General features: G+C 54.8%; 15 protein-coding genes. 7 read left to right on the forward strand and 8 right to left on the reverse strand.

Translation table 11 applies throughout. The annotated features are described in order from the left end of the window. The first annotated feature begins 234 nt into the window (after window positions 1-234). Window positions 235-495, forward strand: coding sequence for a hypothetical protein (locus tag K3729_01400; GenBank protein UWQ99480.1), 261 nt, complete (start codon window positions 235-237; stop codon window positions 493-495). Window positions 496-1,177: 682 nt separating this feature from the next. On the opposite strand, the gene K3729_01405 is transcribed toward K3729_01400, so the two are convergent. Both K3729_01405 and K3729_01410 read right to left on the reverse strand, forming a co-directional pair. Beyond that, window positions 1,178-1,723: a sugar transferase gene (locus K3729_01405; protein ID UWQ99481.1), complete on the reverse strand. Its 546-nt coding sequence runs from the start codon at window positions 1,721-1,723 to the stop codon at window positions 1,178-1,180. A 603-nt stretch (window positions 1,724-2,326) separates the two neighbouring features. Beyond that, entirely contained in the window at window positions 2,327-3,850 is a 1,524-nt protein-coding gene (locus tag K3729_01410; protein ID UWQ99482.1) for a trimethylamine methyltransferase family protein, read from the reverse strand. A 177-nt stretch (window positions 3,851-4,027) separates the two neighbouring features. On the opposite strand from K3729_01410, the gene K3729_01415 reads away from it, so the two are divergent. Continuing rightward, window positions 4,028-6,448, forward strand: coding sequence for an FAD-dependent oxidoreductase (locus K3729_01415; GenBank protein ID UWQ99483.1), 2,421 nt, complete (start codon window positions 4,028-4,030; stop codon window positions 6,446-6,448). Here the strand turns inward: K3729_01415 and K3729_01420 are convergent. The 6 genes from K3729_01420 to K3729_01445 are packed head-to-tail and all read right to left on the reverse strand — an operon-like array spanning window position 6,438 to window position 14,708. Next, window positions 6,438-8,606, reverse strand: coding sequence for an MFS transporter (locus tag K3729_01420; GenBank protein UWQ99484.1), 2,169 nt, complete (start codon window positions 8,604-8,606; stop codon window positions 6,438-6,440). The two genes, K3729_01415 and K3729_01420, sit on opposite strands and share 11 nt — an antisense overlap. Further along, a complete protein-coding gene (gene kynU / locus K3729_01425) occupies window positions 8,607-9,794 on the reverse strand; it encodes a kynureninase (GenBank protein UWQ99485.1) in 1,188 nt (395 codons plus the stop codon). It lies immediately after the preceding gene. A 15-nt stretch (window positions 9,795-9,809) separates the two neighbouring features. Further along, window positions 9,810-10,607, reverse strand: a complete 798-nt coding sequence (locus K3729_01430; protein ID UWQ99486.1) for an alpha/beta hydrolase — start codon at window positions 10,605-10,607, stop codon at window positions 9,810-9,812. Next, window positions 10,604-12,817 carry a PAS-domain containing protein gene (locus tag K3729_01435; GenBank protein UWQ99487.1) on the reverse strand — a complete coding sequence of 738 codons (2,214 nt, stop codon included), beginning with the start codon at window positions 12,815-12,817 and terminating at the stop codon, window positions 10,604-10,606. Before K3729_01435 ends, K3729_01430 begins: the two co-directional genes overlap by 4 nt. Beyond that, window positions 12,805-13,968, reverse strand: coding sequence for an FIST C-terminal domain-containing protein (locus K3729_01440; GenBank protein ID UWQ99488.1), 1,164 nt, complete (start codon window positions 13,966-13,968; stop codon window positions 12,805-12,807). Before K3729_01440 ends, K3729_01435 begins: the two co-directional genes overlap by 13 nt. 29 nt (window positions 13,969-13,997) lie before the next feature. Further along, on the reverse strand, window positions 13,998-14,708 hold the full coding sequence (locus K3729_01445) for a response regulator transcription factor (protein ID UWQ99489.1): 711 nt from the start codon (window positions 14,706-14,708) through the stop codon (window positions 13,998-14,000). Window positions 14,709-14,914: 206 nt separating this feature from the next. Here K3729_01445 and K3729_01450 point away from each other — a divergent pair, with 206 nt between their 5' ends. From K3729_01450 to K3729_01470, 5 genes are all read left to right on the forward strand, one after another. After that, window positions 14,915-15,427, forward strand: coding sequence for a carbon monoxide dehydrogenase subunit G (locus tag K3729_01450; GenBank protein UWQ99490.1), 513 nt, complete (start codon window positions 14,915-14,917; stop codon window positions 15,425-15,427). Window positions 15,428-15,452: 25 nt separating this feature from the next. After that, window positions 15,453-15,938, forward strand: a complete 486-nt coding sequence (locus tag K3729_01455; protein UWQ99491.1) for a (2Fe-2S)-binding protein — start codon at window positions 15,453-15,455, stop codon at window positions 15,936-15,938. 65 nt (window positions 15,939-16,003) lie between these two features. Then, window positions 16,004-18,376, forward strand: a complete 2,373-nt coding sequence (locus K3729_01460; protein ID UWQ99492.1) for a xanthine dehydrogenase family protein molybdopterin-binding subunit — start codon at window positions 16,004-16,006, stop codon at window positions 18,374-18,376. A gap of 12 nt (window positions 18,377-18,388) precedes the next feature. Continuing rightward, window positions 18,389-19,177: an FAD binding domain-containing protein gene (locus K3729_01465; GenBank protein UWQ99493.1), complete on the forward strand. Its 789-nt coding sequence runs from the start codon at window positions 18,389-18,391 to the stop codon at window positions 19,175-19,177. Window positions 19,178-19,293: 116 nt separating this feature from the next. Then, on the forward strand, window positions 19,294-19,722 hold the full coding sequence (locus tag K3729_01470) for a hypothetical protein (GenBank protein UWQ99494.1): 429 nt from the start codon (window positions 19,294-19,296) through the stop codon (window positions 19,720-19,722). The last annotated feature ends 10 nt before the right edge of the window (window positions 19,723-19,732 follow it).

Here is a 19,732-nt window from a genome sequence, read left to right on the forward strand (position 1 = left end):
TTATCCGCTTCTCAGTTCGGCTAGGCGGCAGCAATATCAACTGGCCACACATATTTCTTCTATCTCGGCAAACTATGCCAATTTCCCCGCAAAAACTACGGGGAACTTCGTGGGTGCTGAAACACCTGCAATTCCCCGTGTCCTAATCGGCATTTTCCATAAAAACAAGCACTCTAAGGCTTTGAATCGCGTTTGTAACATGGTATGCGATGCTAGGAAAATCTGGAGAACCCAATGGACACTAAAGTTATTCTTTCAGCTATCGCACTGACAGTTGCGGCAGCCCCTGCATTCGCTCAAGCCGTTGAGCCTGCTGCACCAGCAGCAGCTGGCGCAGCTACAGCAACAGCTCCTGTAGCGGTTACTGGCTTCACACCACTTGCTGGTGCGGCTCTCGGCGCAGCCGGCCCGCTCGCACTTGGCCTTGGCGCAATCATTGCAATCGGCGCGATCGCCGGTGGCGGTGACAGCGGCGGTACAAGCGGCACAAACTAAATTCGATACGAATTTAGACTAGGTTTTGGAAGGGCCGCAGTTTCGACTGCGGCCCTTCTTGATTGAAATATCCCATTAAAATGCCAAATACTTAGCCAGCACTCAGAAATAGCTGATTAAGAATAATATGATCAATTCGTCCCCGGTGAAACGTTCGACCAAACCAAGGTCGTTCATATCGAGGAGTGATCAATGCAACACCTTTACAATGCCAAGGCGCGGGTCTTTGACATACTGAAATTCGCGTTTGCGGCCATCATCATGGGTTCGACTGCGTCAGCGCAACCGTAATCAACGCCCGTGACCGGCACCTATGTCGAGATTTCCAATGACCGCGGCGGCTTGCTACTTGATCGCATCGCTGAATTGCAGCAATTGCGCCGAACTGGGCAAAGCGTGAAGATCACGGGCAACATCTGCTATTTGACTGCACTATGCTTCTAGGCTTACCGCAAACTTGCGTTTCACCATCAACGAAATTTGGTTGTCACGGACCCAGTTCTTACGGACGCCCGCTTGAACCGGCGCTTTTCGAACAAGCATCAAAGGTCATGGCAGAGCACTACCCAGCAGTTCTCAAAGATTGGTATATGAAGACAGGGCGTTTCGAAATTGTCGATGTCTATCGCTTTCGCGGGTCAGACATTATCAAGATGGGAATTCAATCCTGCTAGGCGGCAGATCACGCACCGCCACGGCGCAGAACGGTTTGCATCGTCCGACACACAATCCATGCTTCCAAACCAAGCGATCTATTCTGGATGTAGTGGAGGTCAGCGGCAACTTTGTTGCGCGTACCCTCTGTACTTTCGACATAACCGACTTCAGTCTGGGCATACCCGCTAATGCCCGGACGGACAGCATGCCGTTCTTTATAGCCGGGGATCGTTTCAACGTATTCATTCGCATGATCAATAAAGTCGGGACGTGGCCCAACCAAACTCATGTCGCCGTTAAGGACGTTGATAATTTGCGGGACCTCATCCAAACGGGACTTACGAAGAAAGTTGCCAAGTTTCGTGATCCGGTGCGTTTCAAGCGGGTCGTTTGCGCCGCGCTCGATCACAGGTGCACAAGTCATACTGCGGAACTTAATAGCGCGGAACGGTACGCAGTCCTTGCCCATACGGGTTTGGACATAAAACAATGGGCCCTTGTTTTTGAACGGGTTCAGAACCAAAAGTGCAACTGCTGATAGAAGCATCACTGGTGCCAGTAGAACGCACATTACTATATCAAAGGCACGTTTCGTTGTCGTGTAAACAAAACCCGGGTCAACAGTGCGCGAACGGCATGGCGATAATGCTGCGGACGCATTGGAGGCACGTGGAGTAACTGCAAACTCTTCGACTGGTTGATGCTTCACAGTGTCCCCCGGGAACTGAACTAGTAGTACGTAAAAATTTCTATTTCTCTTATAGACTACGTTTGGGTATTAACGAAGCGTAACAAATTTAGCAAATGGTGGTTGTGCATACCCCTTAAGCGTATGGCAATATTGCAAAAACTACCAGTCCAACCCTTAAGTGTTGTTAATCATGCTAAATGTTTTTGAAATTAATTTGCAATCGCTCTTAAGTGGAATTGATTGATCCGGTTTCTAAAAATTCGCGAAACGACACCGACAAAGACCGATTTCCTAAATCTTTAAGGGACTATTCTATAATAAAAAAACTGGTTCCGCGGTGAATTTTTGAAAGATGAACTCAAACCCAGAACCACAATTCTGCATCGCAGCATCAATTGTCAATCAGATGACAAAGCGAAAATGATTCGACAAAAGATCAGCGATCCATAACGTCAAATTTTTCGGCACATCGGCGACTTATCGCTAATGGTGCAGAATATGGAACTGTTCTCGGATAGCCCGATCTTGGTCTGTCGTCAGATATAGCGGGCCGTCTTCACCCAAAACGTGCTTTGCCCGCGCATTGGCCCTGTCCCATGCAGACTCAGCGCCAGCATCTGCCCAAACTTGCGGCTGGGTGCGGTCAGCGAACTTTGGGTAATGATAGTCACGTTCCATCGCTTGATACGTATGATCCGCACCAAGGAAATGCCCGTCACCCAAGATAGCGCCGCAAATCGCGTTGAACCCCAGATTATCTTCGGTCACTTCAACACCGCGCAGCGCCCGATATGTCATCGCGTGCATTTCGTCATCCAGAATGAACGCTTCGAAACTTGCCCCCAACAACGCGGCGGTCATACCTGAGCTTTCGTAAATCAGGTTTCCACCAGCCAGCGCCGCCGCCAATGACGTCATGCCTTTTTCGACCCCGTATTGCGCATCGATCCCTTTCGCATCCGTCATCGACGCAGCCACACCGGACGGGAGCCCCAACCAATTCGATAACTGGGCAGAGGCCGCGTTCAATAACGTCGTTTCCCCGCCACCGCCTGCAAAGGCCCCGCTGCGCAGATCAATCACCAACGGCCAATTCGAAAACACCATCGGATATCCCGGCGCAATAACGTTCACCATAACAAGGCTCGCAAGCGTCTCGGCTAAAGACTGCGCAAGGAAACCCGCCATCGTGGCCGGTGCCGTCGCCCCTGCTTGGGCGGCCGTAATACACGACATCGGAATGTTATGTTCGATACACTTATAGACGACATCCACAGCATCATCACCAAATCGCATCGGCGAAATAACCGGTGAGATATGGCATTTCACAAACGGTCGCTTGGCAAAGGCCCCTTCGCCGCCTGCCGCAATATCGAACATACGCACGATGGGATCGACATGTTCCGCTATCGTGAACGCAGTCGCCGTCGGTTTCGTCGTATTGCGCAGCAATGCGTATGCCGTGTTGACGTCCAAATCGAAATTGTCGGGGACGTCCGTCGCGATACAACACCGCGTGAACCATGCGACGTTATCAAGTTGATCCTGCAGACGCGTAAAATCATGTAAATCACGCAGCGTCGACGGCCGGTAAAGCCCCGTGTCCAGATCCAGCGTATTCACCGCCGCGCCACCAGTACCAAAATAAACCTTGTCACCGCCTACCTCGATTGACCGATCCGGATCGCGACCATGCAGCGTGAACTTTTTAGCAGCCTTTGCGATACAATCTTCGACCAATGCCTTTGGGAAAACAACACGCCCATCGTCGCGGAATTGTGCGCCTGCACCTAATAGGTCGGCACGCAACCGATCGGGCACCTCGCCCATTCCAAGCTCTGCCAACAACCGCAGCGCTGTATCGTAAACCTGACGCAAATCAGTCTCGGACAACGGACGATACTGGCCTCCCCGCTGCCCCGGAGGTGCCGGATTCACCGTCGGCGGCGCTGCGCGTTTCGCAAGCCTTGCATTACGTCCTGACCGCCGCGGTTTGTCTGACATCATCGTTCCTTTGCTGCCTGACAAAAACTGAAATGCCTCAGCTACGATAAAGCAAAACCTTTCTCTCGTTTTCCGGATTCCTTGACGCCCCGTTCGACAAAAATAGAACGCTGAAAATTCCATTTGACCACTGCCTATGTTTCGCTGTCATTGGGTTTAAACACACAAGGGAACTGTCACATGAAGTCGCAAACAAAGGTTGTCGTTATTGGCGGTGGTATTGCAGGGTGCTCAACTCTTTATCACCTGACCCAAGAAGGCTGGTCCGATGTTGTCTTGGTCGAACGCAATGAACTGACATCCGGCACGACGTGGCATTCCGCAGCACAGGTCACGAACTTTGGCGGCAATCAGACCATGGTTGGCCTGAAGACCCATTCGATCAATCTTTATAAAGAACTGCGCGACGATGCCGACTATCCGGTACAATACAACCACGGTGACGGCGGCATCCGCTTGGCAAATACAGAGGCGCAGATGGACGGCTACCGGCACTTTGCGTCTATGGCGCGTGGGATGGGCGTTGAATTCGAAATCCTCGATGCCGAGGAATGCGCGCGCCGCCATCCGCTGATTTCGACTGACAACCTGTTGGGTGGTCTGTGGGATGGCAACGACGGTGACATTGATCCGGCATCGCTTTGCCAAGCGCTTGCACGGCGCGCCCGCAAAGCGGGGGCCGAGGTATATCGCAACACTCCTGTGACTGGCCTGACGCAGCACAAAGATGACAGCTGGACGGTCCACACCGAACATGGCGATATCGACTGTGAAATCGTGGTGAACGCATGTGGTTACCGCGTGAACGAAGTCGGCGCGATGATGGGTGTTGAACATCCTGTTGCGTCGATGGAACACCAATACTTTGTCACCGAAGACATCCCCGCGATTGTCGAATCCGACAAGCGTATGCCGCTGCTGCGTTGCCCGATCAGCGATTACTACAGTCGTCAGGAAAAGAACGGCCTCTTGATCGGTTTCTACGAACAGGGCTGTAAAACGTGGGGCATGGACGGCATCGATCCGCATTTTGTGAATGCGCTTTGCCCCGACGACCTCGACCGGATTACCGACGTTTTGGAGGGCGCGTTTGAACGGATGCCTGTCCTGATGGAAGTCGGCATCAAGAATGTCGTGAACGGCCCGATCACCTACACCATCGACGGCGCACCGCTTGTGGGACCGATCCCCGGCAAGCGCAACGCGTTCTGCTGCATCGGTCTGCGGGCGGGGCTTGGTGAAGGCGGCGGTCACGGCTGGCTGCTGGCCCAACAGATCGTCCATGGCGAAGCGGTTTATGACACATGGTGCATCGATCCGCGTCGTTTCGGCGAACACACGAACGTCGAACTGACCGCGCTAAAAGCCATCGAAGATTACCAAAACGAATTCCGCTTCCATTTCCCCAACGAACACCGTCCGGCTGGGCGTAATGCCAAAACGACGCCTTTGACCCCAGTTATGGCGGCTGAAGGCGCAGAATTCACCATCGTAAATGGCTGGGAACGGGTGGATTACATCAAACCATCAGCGGATTTCCACCACACCCACACCTTCAAGTTCGACGAAAGCTTCGATGCCGTTGGCGAAGAAGTCAAAGCAGTTCAAACCAGCGTTGGCATCTGCGAAGTTAACGGGTTCAACCGGTTCGAACTGACAGGTGCAGACGCAAGCAATTTCCTGAACCGGATGTCATGTAGCACCGTGCCACGCAAACCGGGCCGTATGGGTCTGATCTATCTGCTCAACCACCACGGCAACGTCAAAGCGGAAGCCACAATCGCGAACATTCCTGCGTCAGATCGTGGACCTGACCGGGTTTGGTACGGTTCAGCCGCCGCGTCAGAATTGCACGACATGGATTGGTTGCAGCAGCACATTCGCGATGACGAGGACGTGCAGATCAAATCCCTGACGAACGATCAAACCATCCTGATCATTGCTGGTCCAAAGGCCCGCGATGTTCTGTCGTCGGTCAGCCGTGGCGATTGGTCAAACGAGGCGTTCAAATTCCTCGCCGTGCGCGAGGCTTACATCGGGATCGCGCCAGCGACCGTGATGCGGGTCAGTTTCTCTGGCGAAACCGCATACGAATTGCACATCCCGAACGCGTCTCTTTACGGTGCGTATTTGACGCTTCGTGAAGCGGGCAAGGCTCATGGCATGAAAATTTTCGGTGCAAAAGCGGTCGATTCCATGCGGATGGAAATGGGGTATCTGCATTGGAAAGCCGACATTCTGACCGAATTCGACCCGTTCGAAACGAACCTGAACCGTTTCATTAAAATGGACAAAGAAGACTTCGTCGGCAAAGCCGCGCTCGAAAAGAAGGGCGACCCGAAACACCTGCTCGTCTCCATGGCGCTTGATAGCACAGATGCGGCTGCGCATGGTGGATCTTCGGTCATGATCGACGGCAAAGTCGTAGGCACCGTCACATCGGGTGATTGGGGTTACCGGACCGGCCTGAACATCGCATATGCCTTTGTAGAGACTGCATATGCCGCAGAAGGCACCGCAGTCGAGGTCGATGTTCTGGGTAAAATGGTGCCCGCCAAGGTCATCCCGGCAGGTCCATATCAGGCGCAATCTAGCCGTTAAGAACCGCCGTCACGATGCTGTCCTTGGATGGCATCGTGGCCGCATAGGCAGGCCCCGTTGCGATAAAGCTTTCATCGGCGGCAAGCAGTTTCACGGGCAAATCGGTCTGCTCAGTCAAAAGCGTCACGACGCCTTCGCCCACGTTGCCCGATTTCCGGCATTCATCGACCACCAGCACGCGTTCTGCACCTGCAAGCGCTGCGATCAAATCAGTCTCTGGCAAAGGCGAAATCCACCGCAAATCAACGATCCGCGTGGCAATTCCCTTGTCTGCCAAGTCAGCCGCAGCCTGCTGGCTAAGGTAATGACCGTTGCCGTAGGTCACAATCGCGACAGGCCCGTCGCCTGTTACGCCAACGCGACCCAGCGCAATGGTTTCATCCACCGCCGGATAGGTCTGCATCCAGCCTTTGTCGACTTTTTCGTGCAGATCACGCATCGGATACAGCGCAATAGGCTCTACAAACACCACAACGCGCTGTTCTTCGCGTGCAAGCCGCACACATTCGCGCAGCATCTTGACGGCATCGTCGCCACGGCTTGGCACCGCCACGACCACGCCCGGAATATCGCGCAGCACAGCCAGTGAATTGTCGTTATGGAAATGCCCGCCAAAGCCCTTCTGATACCCTAACCCCGCGATCCGGACGACCATCGGGTTCGTGAACTGACCGTTGGAAAAGAACGACAGCGTCGCAGCCTCGCCCCTAATTTGGTCTTCGGCGTTGTGCAGATACGCCAAGAACTGGATTTCCGGCATCGGGGTAAAGCCGTTATGCGCCATGCCAATCGCCAGCCCGAGGATGGATTGCTCATCAAGCAACGTGTCGATCATCCGGTCACGCCCGAACCGCGCGGACAGCTTTTGCGTGACGCCGTAAACGCCACCCTTTGCGCCGATATCTTCGCCCATCATCGCAATGTCGCCATGCGCAAGCATCAGATCGGTCAAAGCCCAATTCAGCAGTTTCGACATCGGCTGCGGTTGGGTCATCTGTTTCAAATCAGATCCGAACGCAGCGCCTCTCGCGTCTGTCGACGGACCGTTGGTCGCAGGCAGATCGCGTTTTGGCGGCACTATGCTGTCCATGACTTGGGCGGCATTTTGCAAACGCGGTCGGGTGATCACCTCAGCCGCGACGCGTGCGCAATTGTCTTCGGTCTGCGTGTAAATCGCGGCAACCTCATCCGCCGTAGCAGCCCCTGCCGCAATCAACAAACGTGCGGAATGCAGCAAAGGATCGTCGCCTTCCCAACTTTCAAAGACGGTCTTAGGCAAATAGCTTTGCTGCATGTCTGAACCTGCATGACCATAGAGCCTAACAAGGGACAAATGCAGGAAAGCCGGTTTTTTGCGGGTACGGACGTAGGCCGCTGCTTCTGCCGCGACACGATAGGTTTCGAACAGATCAAGACCACTGGCGTGAAAGTACTTCAGCCCCGGTTTTTGCGCAAAATTCGCATGGACCCAGCCCTGCGGCGTGCGCGTTGAAATCCCGATGCCATTGTCTTCGCACACGAACAAAAGCGGCAAGGGCACCGATTGATAGGACGTCCAGCAGGCAGTGTTAATCGCCCCTTGGGCGGTGGAATGGTTCGACGACGCATCGCCAAACGAACACATCACCAAGCCATCCTCTGGGATCGATTGCTGCACAGGCGTATGCCGCTGACACATCCCGACCGAATAGGCGGCACCAACTGCCTTCGGCAAATGGCTGGCGATGGTGGATGTCTGTGGCGGAATATTCATTGCACGCGATCCCAGCACCTTATGCCGACCGCCCGAAATCGGGTCATCAGTGGATGTCGCAAAGCTGAGCAGCATGTCGCGGGTCGCATCGACGCCGACCTGGGCGGACCGACGTGTCTGGAACGCACCATCGCGGTAATGCAGAAACGCCATGTCATCTGGACGCAAGGCAGACGCGACTGCAGCCATCCCTTCATGGCCGGATGATCCGATTGTATAAAATCCTTCGCCCACCGCCTGCATTTTGCGAGACCTGCGATCAAGATTGCGGCTTAGGCACTGCGCCTCAAAAATCGCCAGCGCCTCTGCATTGGACAAGGGACCTTCAGGGACCGCGCCGTCCGGAAAATCACCTGACGCGAGACGCGCCATAAATGCGTCATGCACAATATCCGCGCGATCCATTTATGTCACCCGACTGGTTTGTTTGAACTTGGGATCATCCCACAGCCGATTGGTCATCACATCGGCAATAACATCTACGGCGCCGGTCACATCGTCCGCATCAATGTAAAGCGGCGTAAACCCGAAACGCATAATATTAGGCGCACGGAAATCACCGATGACGCCCTGCGCAATCACCGCCTGCATCGCGGCATAACCATGCTCAAACGCAAACGACACCTGACTGCCGCGTTGTGTCCCATCCCGTGGGCTGACCAGCGTCAGGTCAGGGCAACGCGCCTCAATCTCTTCAATGAACTGATCACACAACGCGATGGATGCGGCCCGCAGATCATTCATATCGACATTGTCCCAAACCGCCAAAGCAGTCTCTAACGCAGTCATTTGCAGCACAGGTGGGGTTCCAACACGCATGCGTTCAATCCCCATTGCGGGACGATAATCAGGTTCAAACGCAAAAGGCGCGTCGTGGCCTAGCCAACCTGAAAGGGCTGGAGAAATATCACCAACGATATCAGGACGCGCATAGATAAACGCGGGCGCACCCGGTCCACCATTCAGGTATTTGTAGGTACAACCAACGGCGAATTCGCAGCCACATCCGGCGACATCAACAGGCAAGGCCCCTGCACTATGCGCAAGGTCCCACAGCATCACGGCACCCACATCGTGCGCCTTGGTCGTCATTGACGCCATATCGTGCAGACGTCCCGTCCGATAATCCACCTGCGTGATCATCGCGACGGCAACGTCATCGGTTAGCGCGTCCATCACATCTTCAGGTTCCACGATCCGTAGTTCATGCCCCTTACCAAGATGCGCAATCAGGCCTTGCGCCATATACAAATCGGATGGGAAATTTCCACTGTCGGACAGGATCACCTTGCGATCCGGCCGCATTTCAAGCGCAGCCGACAACGCCTGATAGACCTTGACCGACAGGGTATCGCCCATAGTAACGGATGCTTCCGGTGCACCGATCAAACGACCGACCATGTTCCCGACACGCATCGGTTGTCCCATCCAGTCATCGACGTTCCACGCCTTGATCAAATGTTGGCCCCATTCATCAGTCACGGCAGCCTGCAGCCGCGCATTCACCGCTTTGGGCAAAGGGCCAAGAGAATTCCCATCAAGATAAATCATGCCCTCAGGCAAGACGAATTGATCTTTCAGCGGCAGAGTCATGATACGCGTCCTTCGTTAGCCAACAAAGGCATGTGTGATCCGACTGTCAGGGTCCTTCAACCCCTCAATCACCGAGAAATGGTCGCGACCTTCGTTGATTTGACAGGTGATCTGCGCGCCTTGCGCTGACCATGCCCGCCCGAACAACTGCGCTTGGCGGATAAATTCGGGGCGTTCATTGCCACCAACCCACGCGGTGATCCGGGCCGTCGGATGTGGGTTCAACAAAGCCGGGCTTTCGCGGTCAGCCTCTGCTTCATCAAGACGCAAAGTCGCGTTCATCTTTGTCTGCATCAACGGGCGCAGATCATGGACGCCGCTGATCGACAACGCGTGGTCAATACGATCCGCAATCTGGCTATCGGCACAAACCATCCGCGCAACCAGATGCCCACCTGCCGAATGCCCCGCGATACGAATAGGTCCCGACACCAAAGTCGCTGTATGGGCAATCGCGGCAGTGATCTGTTTGGTGATGTCGCTGATGCGCGCCTCTGGGGCCAGTGTATAGCTTGGAAAACACACTGCCCAACCCCGCGCACGCGCCCCTTCGGCATATGCCGTCCACATGGATTTATCGGTTTGCATCCAATAGCCGCCATGCACAAACACGGCCAAGCCCTGCGGTGCCCCATCCGGTAAAATCAGGTCAAACACTTCGCGCGGGGCTGCGCCATATGCGATGTCTTGTTCAATCTGGATGCCACTGTTGCGGTATGCTGCGGCCTCGGATGTCCAGCGATCCGGAAAGGTTTCCGATCCCGGAATGTAGGCTGAATTGGCGAATGCATCGTCCCAATCAAAATCCGTCACGTTTGTTCAACACCTTCTTCTCGCAGCACGACAAGGAAACTTAGCAGCTTTTCCTTGTCGATTGGTTTTGCCAGCAGCTTAAGCGAAAGCGCCGCGCAATCGCGACGCAACGCCTGACTGTGATCCGCCGAAATAACAGCCGCAGGCACATTCCCGTAAGCCGCTTGTAGATCGCGATACAAATCAATGCCGGTCACATCGCTGCCAAGCTGAAAATCCAGCAAGACCACATCAGGCACCAATTGGATTTCTTCGAGCAAGTCTTTCGCGTCTTGCGCGTTGCTTGCTGGCAGAACCTCTGCTCCGTGGCTTTCCATCATGAATGTCATGGCTGTGGCCAACTGCGCGTCGTTTTCCACCAACAGAACGATCATCCCGTCAAGCGCATCTCCCCAATCCGCCTGAAACTGCGGAATTGACACAAGGGTATCACCGCTGCCCAGCGCGATCTTCGTATCCACCGCAAAACAACTGCCGCGCCCGATTTCGGACCGCAGGTTCAAATCATGACCAAGGCCCTTTGCCGCGCGATCAACAATCGCAAGCCCAAGGCCAAGCCCGTCATTCGGTGTCGCCCGGTCCAATCGTTCGAATTCTTGAAACACGGCTTGCTGGTCTTTGTCCGCGATACCCGGTCCGGTGTCCCACACTTCGATGCGCGCTGAACCTTCATGGCGGCGCACCCCAACCAAAACGCGGCCAGCCCTCGTATATTTGATCGCATTGGAAATCAGGTTCTGCATGATCCGTCGCAGATACCCCGGATCGCTTTGCACACTAAGGCTGCTTTCAATGATCGTTAGGGATAGACCTTTTGCCGCCGCCACAGGTGTTAGTTCATCGCGCAACGGGCCAAAAATCGCAGACAATCTGACAGGCTGAACATCGAACACGGCTTTGCCCGCGTCCAGTTTGGAAATATCCAACAAGGCGGCGATGATGTTTTCAACGCCAGCAAGCGCAGTCTCTGCTTTGCCTAGAACGCTCAGGGTTTGCGGCGTATCCAACTGATCCGACAGAGACGACATGAACAATTTAGCGGCAGACAACGGTTGCAAAAGGTCATGCGATGCAGCCGCAACAAAGCGCGATTTCGACGCATTCGCACGTTCCGCTTCGGCCAGCGCCACACCTAGTTCTTCGGTCCGCGCAATTACGCCCGCTTCCAGTGTTTCGTTCATGTCGAACAGCGCCCGCGCCGCTTGGCGTTCCGACGTGACATCGGTGAAACTAATCACAAAACCCCGATCCGGCATTTCCTGTGCAAAGACGCTTAGGATTTGGACATCATTTCGGGTGACTTCGAACGCAATCGGCTTGCGCCGCGACCGACGATTGGCCCAGCGCGACAACCGCGCGTCGTCAAAGCCATCATGGAAGGTCAATTCGTTACGGATGTTGTCCAATAGCGCCGAAAACGTCAGCCCATGTACGCTTTCATCGGCCGGCATCGCAGCAAAATCGCTCATTGTTTTATTCCAACCGACCAGTTCTTTGTCGTGGTTGAAAATGCAGACCCCTTGGTTCAGGTGATCAAGCGTGGCCTGTAGAATGCGCGCTTGCTGATCCAGCAATTGATCACGCTGTTGCCGTTCGGACCGCATCATGTCGGTCACATCTGTTTGCAGAATAACCGTCCCGCCCCGCGCCGTGCGGTGTTCGGAAATCTGCAACCAGCGGTTCCATCTCAGTCGGACGTTAAACACAACGTGGTCGTGGCTATGACGGGACAAACGGGCAGCAGCCCAATCTGCAGGGCTTTCCCCGCTTTCGTGCGCCAAATGCGGGCTTCGCGAAACGAGCTCGACGTATTCCTGAAACGGTAATCCTTCGGCCAGATCGTCGGCAACATCAGCGATATCACGGCAAAACCGACTGTTGAACAACACCAGCCGTTCATCCGGATCAAACAGCGCAAAGCCTTCGTTAATCGTTTCAATCGCTTCGGTGATGTTCGTTCGCGCAGCTTCGGTTTCGAAATTCGCCTGCTCCAACCGCGCATTGGAATCCTGTAGCAGATCAAGCGTCCGTTCCAGTTCCTGCGTTCGCTGCCGCACCTGCGTTTCAAGCAACGCCGCGCGTTCAAACTGCTGATACGCCAACCCCGACTGATCGTTCTTCTGTTCGACACGCCGCATCAACGACTGGGCAATCACCAATAACTTTTCGTTCTGCCGTTCTAACGGATCATTCGGGTTTACGATCGACATACGGTGCTATCTTTGCGATAAAAGGCAACGCCAGTCATCGTTTGGTTCACATGCAACGGGCCAATTTGTTCGCCATATGTGGAAAAGCCGGTCACGTTATTCTTGGCCATGATGGACGATAATTCGTTCGTCATTTGGGTTTGCTCGGCCTCAATACGACGCAGGATGCAATCACACCCGATGATATCCGTGAACGGTTGATCAGCGGCCATGTCTGCCATTTTATCCGACAGATGGCTGGCCATATTCTGGGGAGTCGCCACCGTCAAAACCATGCCTTCATCAATCGCAGAAAAGAAAACCAATTCGCCCGCGTCGTTAACCTGCTGAATGGCGCGCACATGGTGATCTCCACCAATCCGTACGACCACGGGATGCGACGCGAACGTAAACCGGTCAAGCTGTTCAGGGTCCTTACCTACAATCCGCGCATATTCGCGACCAGCGGGTTCCGCGTTGATCGATTTCACGATCCGCAGTTCTGGATCAGCATTCGTCACAACCATCTGTGTGTTTGTCGGCACAAGGTGATCAAGGCTGAACACTTTGGTGCGGTGGCGACTGCGGATCATGTTCAAGACAGCACCGTTCGCCATGATTTGCCCGTTCAAAGCGACCAGCGTTTCAGTGAAATCCGCGCCATCCCCAGCCGACGCACCAAACAACGGCATATCGCGCAGTGCAGGTGAAATCGTCGTCGTCAGCGCATCTTCACGCAGGGACAAGCCGTCAACAATCAAGAAGGCAAACCCTTCTTCCATCTCGGGGCTACGGTCTTGCAAGGCGACGCGTTCTTGGGCGACGCGGTCCATTTCGAATTCGACCTGAAAGTTCTCGAGATCGGTAAAAGCCAAAGACTTGGACGCGAAATCAGCGGCTGGAAAGCCGACCGCAACGATCAAACCATCATCGTAACCCATTGCGCCAATTTCGCCCGCCGTAGTGCAGGCAACGACATCAGTATCCTGATAAAGTTGGCCAGCTTCCGCAACAACGCTTGGAAAATCGGCCTGCGACGTGACGAAAAGCGCCAATAGCGCAAGCGGTTCATCACCCAGCAGTTGCCGTAATGCTTTGACTGGCGCGGTTGTTGTACACCGCACCTCCGCCTTACAGAGCACGCTCTGGCGGACTCCCCCCGTCGTCGTCATTGTCGTTTCTCCCTGACCGAAAGATATGATCAGGTCTCTCCGTTTGGCAATCTGTTAAAGAACCGCGCTTCTTGCGCGACCAACACCGCTTGTGTCCGGCGCTGCACGCCCAGTTTACGCATGATCGCGGTGACATGGACCTTAACGGTGCCTTCCGCGATCGACAGATCAAACGCGATTTGCTTGTTCAGCTTGCCTTCGCAAATCAATTCCAGAATACGCCCCTGCTGGTTCGTCAAAGACGATAGTCGGGTCAGAACCTGTTCCAGATCATCCCCTTGGGCCGATTCGACAAAACCTGCGGGCTTATAAACGCCGCCCAGCGCAATCGCGGCCAAGGCTTCTTTGAAAACGGCCCTGCCGGAATGCTTTGGTACAAATCCAGACGCACCAGCCGCAATCGCCCCGCTGATGATCGCGTTGTCGGTCATCGACGACACGATCACGACGGGGGTTTTTTCCGCAGCACGCTTGATGCGGATCAATCCATCAAGACCACTGACGTCAGGCAAATTCAGATCAAGCAATATCAACGCAGGACCGGGTGATCCCCTGTCCGCCAAAACACGAAGCCCCTGTTCAATACAGTCGGCAGTGACAACTTCGGTGAAGTCATCCAACGCGCTAAGCGTCAATTTCAACGCGTCACAAAAAAGCGGGTGGTCGTCGATGATCAATGCCCAGCCGCGGGTGTGCGCAAAACGCGTATCGGCGGAAGCAGTTTGAAGATCATTTGTCATAACGCCAGTAAATCAGCCAATTGCAGCCACGCCAATACACCAAAGGTCTAAGGGCGCCTTGTGACACGACCGCAGAAATGTTTTGGCGAAGCGCAGTCTTGGTGTCATCATCTGTACACGACTCCTGCGTCACTAAGCCCTTGGTCGTATATCGCCAAGAAGATCGGGGTCCTAGGCTAAGCTGCGCAAGCAAAACGGAATACCTTATGAAATTAACCGATAGCCGTAGAATTCAAGCGGACGTGACCACAATCTGGGCAGGGCTTCTGAACCCTGACGTGTTGAAAGAATGCGTACCAGGATGCACCGAAATGTCCGGATCCCCCGAAGAGGGATTCGAAGCTACAGTCGTGCAAAAGGTGGGGCCAGTGAAGGCGACCTTTAAAGGCGCAGTGCAATTGTCCGACATGGTCGAGAACGAAAGCCTCGTGATGACGGGCGAAGGCAAAGGTGGGCCAGCGGGTTTTGCCAAGGGCGGCGCGAACGTGCGGCTAGAGGCCGATGGCGACGCCACGATCCTGCATTACGAAGTCGAAGCAAACGTCGGTGGCAAGCTCGCGCAGCTGGGATCGCGGATCATCGACGGCTTTGCCAAAAAGATGGCCGATCAGTTCTTTGCGAACTTTCAGGATGCGGTGGAACCACCCGATCCAGATGCGGCCGACGCAGAAGACGATACAAAAAAGAAAGGCTGGTTCCGGCGCATGACGGGCAGCTGAGACAAGAAATCCAAGGGAGGATGCGATGACAAAAGTCACGATGACCATCAACGGAAAAGAAGTTTCCGGAGACGTAGAAGGGCGCACATTGTTGTCGTCCTTCTTGCGTGAAGACTTGCGCATGACGGGGACTCACATCGGCTGTGATACGTCGCAGTGCGGCGCCTGTGTTGTGCATGTCGACGGTAAAGCGGTGAAATCCTGCACGATGTTTGCAGCAGAAGCGGACGGCGCGCAGGTATCCACGATTGAAGGCCAAGCGAATGCAGACGGGTCTTTGAACGTGATCCAACAGGCGTTTCAGGATCACCACGGCCTGCAGTGCGGATTCTGCACACCGGGCATGGTGATGACGACGGCTGCACTGCTCAAGGAAAACCCGAAACCGACCGAACAGGAAGTGCGCGAGCACCTTGAAGGCAACATCTGCCGCTGCACCGGTTACCACAACATCGTCAAAGCGATTTTGGCGGCATCGGGTCAAGATGTCAGCGCAATCGCCGCGGAGTAAGCAAATTTCTAGAAAATTTGGACGTCGTGTCGAGGAGGGCGCGATGGACAAAGGGAGGAACGTAAATGCCTAAAGATGGTGGAATTGGCGCAGCAACCACGCGCCGCGAAGACGTCCGGTTCTTAACCGGATCAGGAACATACACCGATGACATCCAAACAAATGCCGAATGCGCGGCTGTGTTTGCACGCTCAACCGTGGCGAACGGTGTTATCAAATCAATCGATACAACAGCAGCCGCTGGCATGCCCGGCGTTCTTGCGATCTTCACTGGGGAAGATTTCGCAGAGGTTGGCGGCAACCCCGCTGGCTGGCTGATCAACAGCCGCGATGGCGAACCAATGAAGGAACCAAAGCGTCCGGTTCTGGCGCATGGCAAGGTCCGGCACGTCGGCGACGCATACGCCGCTGTCATCGCTGAAACAGTCGCGCAGGCCCGTGATGCGGTTGAGGCGATTGAGGTAGATATCGAAGAACTGCCCGCAGTCGTGAACATGAAAGACGCCCTTGCTGGCGACAATTATGTGCATGACGAAATCGGGACAAACCAGTGTTTCGACTGGGGTTGGATCGAAGACAACCGCGCGGCAACCGATGAGGCGATCAAGAACGCCCATCACGTGACGACGCTGGAATTGGTCAACAACCGTCTTGTGCCAAACGCAATGGAGCCACGGTGTTCCATCGGTCATTATCACCCCGGTACTGGCGACTACACGCTGCACACCACATCGCAGAACCCGCATCTGACACGGTTGCTAATCTCTGCGTTTGTGATGGGCATTCCTGAGAACAAGCTCACTGTGATTGCCCCAGATGTAGGCGGTGGTTTCGGGTCGAAGATCTATCACTACGGTGAAGAAGCGCTTGTTCTGGCAGCCGCCAAGAAACTGGGCCGCACAGTCAAATGGACCGCCGACCGGACAGAGGCGTTCTTGACGGATGCACATGGTCGCGATCACGTCACCAAGATTGAGCTGGCGTTGGACAAGGACGGCAATTTCCTTGCCTTCCGCACAGAAACACACGCCAACGTCGGCGCGTATCTGTCAAACTTTTCCACCGCGACGCCAACCTTCCTGCATGGCACTTTGATGGCGGGCAACTACACGGTGCCGCTGGTCTACGTGAACGTCAAAGCAGTGTTCACCAACACTGCTCCCGTCGATGCGTACCGTGGTGCCGGACGGCCAGAGGCGACTTATTCGCTAGAGCGTGTCATCGACATGGCGGCCCGTGAAACTGGTCGCGATCCGATTGAGCTGCGCCGTCAGAACTTCGTCAAACCGGATCAATACCCCTTCGCGTCAGCGGCTGGTCTTGAATACGATTCAGGCAACTACGACGCCCTGATGGATAAGATGGAAGAGGTCGCCGATAAGGCTGGTTTCGAAGCCCGTCGCAAGGAATCCGAAGCCAAAGGCATGCTGCGTGGTTTCGGCGTGAACGCGTATATCGAGGCCTGCGGCATCGCGCCGTCAAACCTTGTTGGTATCCTCGGCTCGCGCGTTGGGCTGTATGACGCCGCAACTGTCCGTGTAAACGCGACTGGCAATCTGTCCGTCATGGTCGGTGCGCACAGCCACGGCCAAGGCCACGAAACGGTGTTCCCACAAGTGGTCGCTGAAATGCTGGGCATCGACCCACAAAGCATCGACATCGTTCACGGTGATACATCCAAAATTCCGTTCGGAATGGGGACCTACGGGTCACGTTCCTTGGCGGTTTGTGGGTCAGCTGTTGTGCGGGCAACCGAGAAAATCATCAACAAAGCGAAGAAGATCGCAGCCCATATGCTGGAAGCAGCGGAAGGTGATATAGACTTCACGGATGGTGAATTCTCTGTCGCTGGGACCGACAAAAAGGTCAGCTTCGGCGAAGTCGCGTTGAAGGCCTACATCCCCCACAACTTCCCTCTCGAAGACATCGAACCGGGTCTTGAAGAAACAGCCTTCTACGACCCTGCAAACTTCACCTACCCATCGGGTGCCTATTGCTGCGAGGTCGAAGTTGACCCCGAAACCGGCAAAGTGCGTGTAGACCGGATGACGGCCGTCGATGACTTCGGTAACGTGATCAACCCGATGGTTGTGACCGGTCAGGTGCATGGGGGTCTGGGTCAAGGGATCGGGCAAGCGTTGCTTGAAAACACGACCTACGACGAAAACGGGCAACTCTTGTCTGCGTCCTACATGGATTACACCATGCCGCGTGCCGATGACCTGCCGAACTACATCGTCGATCATAGCCAGGGGAATGCCTGTACGCATAACCCATTGGGTGTAAAGGGCTGCGGCGAAGCAGGCGCAATTGGGTCACCGCCAACGGTGGTCAATGCCGTAATCGACGCGCTACAGTCCGGCGGTAATAACGTCACGCACATCGACATGCCTGTCAGCCCGCATCGGGTTTGGGCTGCCATGAACAACGCTGAATAAGGAGAGCGGACCATGTATGCATTTGACATTGAACGGCCCGCAACGGTGGCAGACGCCGCCGCGGCGTTGGCAAACGAAGACGCACAGGCGCTGGGCGGCGGTCAAACGCTGATCCCGACGCTGAAAGCACGGCTTGCCAGCCCGGAAAAGCTGGTCAGCCTGTCTGGTATTGCTGAAATGCAGGGCATGTCGTCGGAGGACGGCAATCTGCGGATCGGTGGTGGAACTATCCATGCGACCGTCGCATCCGAGGCAGGCGCGATCTATCCAGCGCTCGCCGGTCTTGCGGCCAACATTGGCGATCCTGCCGTGCGCAATCGCGGGACCATTGGCGGATCAATCGCTAACAACGACCCTGCAGCGTGCTATCCTGCGGCAGCCTTGGCATCCGGTGCGACGATCGTGACAAACACACGTGAAATCGCAGCAGACGACTACTTCCAAGGAATGTTCACGACGGCACTGGAAGAAGGCGAGATCGTCACAGCGGTATCTTTTCCAGTTCCGGAAAAGGCGCACTACGAAAAGTTCGTGCAGCCTGCGTCACGCTTTGCGCTGGTTGGGGTGTTTGTCGCCAAATACGCGGACGGTGTACGCGTCGCCGTGACAGGCGCATCCAATGATGGCGTGCATCGCTGGACGGCCGCAGAAGAAGCGCTTTCCGCGAACTTCTCGGCAGACGCCCTGGCGGATCTGACAGTCCCAGCGGATGATCTGATCAGCGACCTGCACGGGACCGCTGAATATCGGGCACATCTGGTCAAAGTCATGACCGGACGGGCTGTTTCGAAAGCCAGCTAAGACCAATTGAAAACAACAGAAGGCCTCGCAGTTTGCGGGGCCTTTTTCATTCTGGGTTGGGGTCACTTAATCTTAGGAAATGTGGGTTATGTTCGGCGTCGTAACGGATGAAGAACGTGGACCTCATGTTAACGGACGATCAAATTGATCTCATTAGGGATTCCGCCGAACGCATTGCCGAAACCAATGTGGCGGCAACAAATGCGTTCTATGCAAACCTGTTTTCAGCCGCACCAAGCATCCGAAACCTGTTTCCGGACGACATGTTCAACCAAAGCGAAAAACTTTGGAATTCCATCGTCATGGTTGTGGAAAGTGCAGACGACCTTGGTGAAATCACGGACGCGCTGAAACAACTGGGCGCCAGACACGTGCAATACGGCGCTGAACCGGAACATTACGAACTGGTGTCACAGATTCTGATCGAAACGATCTCTGCGCTCATGGATAATCACTGGACCCTTGCACATCAGGATGCGTGGCAGACTGCACTCAATGCGGTTTGCACTACCATGCTGAAAGGTGCTGCTGACAGTGGGACCTAAAGAAACACAA

This window comes from Rhodobacteraceae bacterium S2214, from assembly GCA_025141675.1.
Taxonomy (GTDB): Bacteria; Pseudomonadota; Alphaproteobacteria; order Rhodobacterales; family Rhodobacteraceae; genus Yoonia.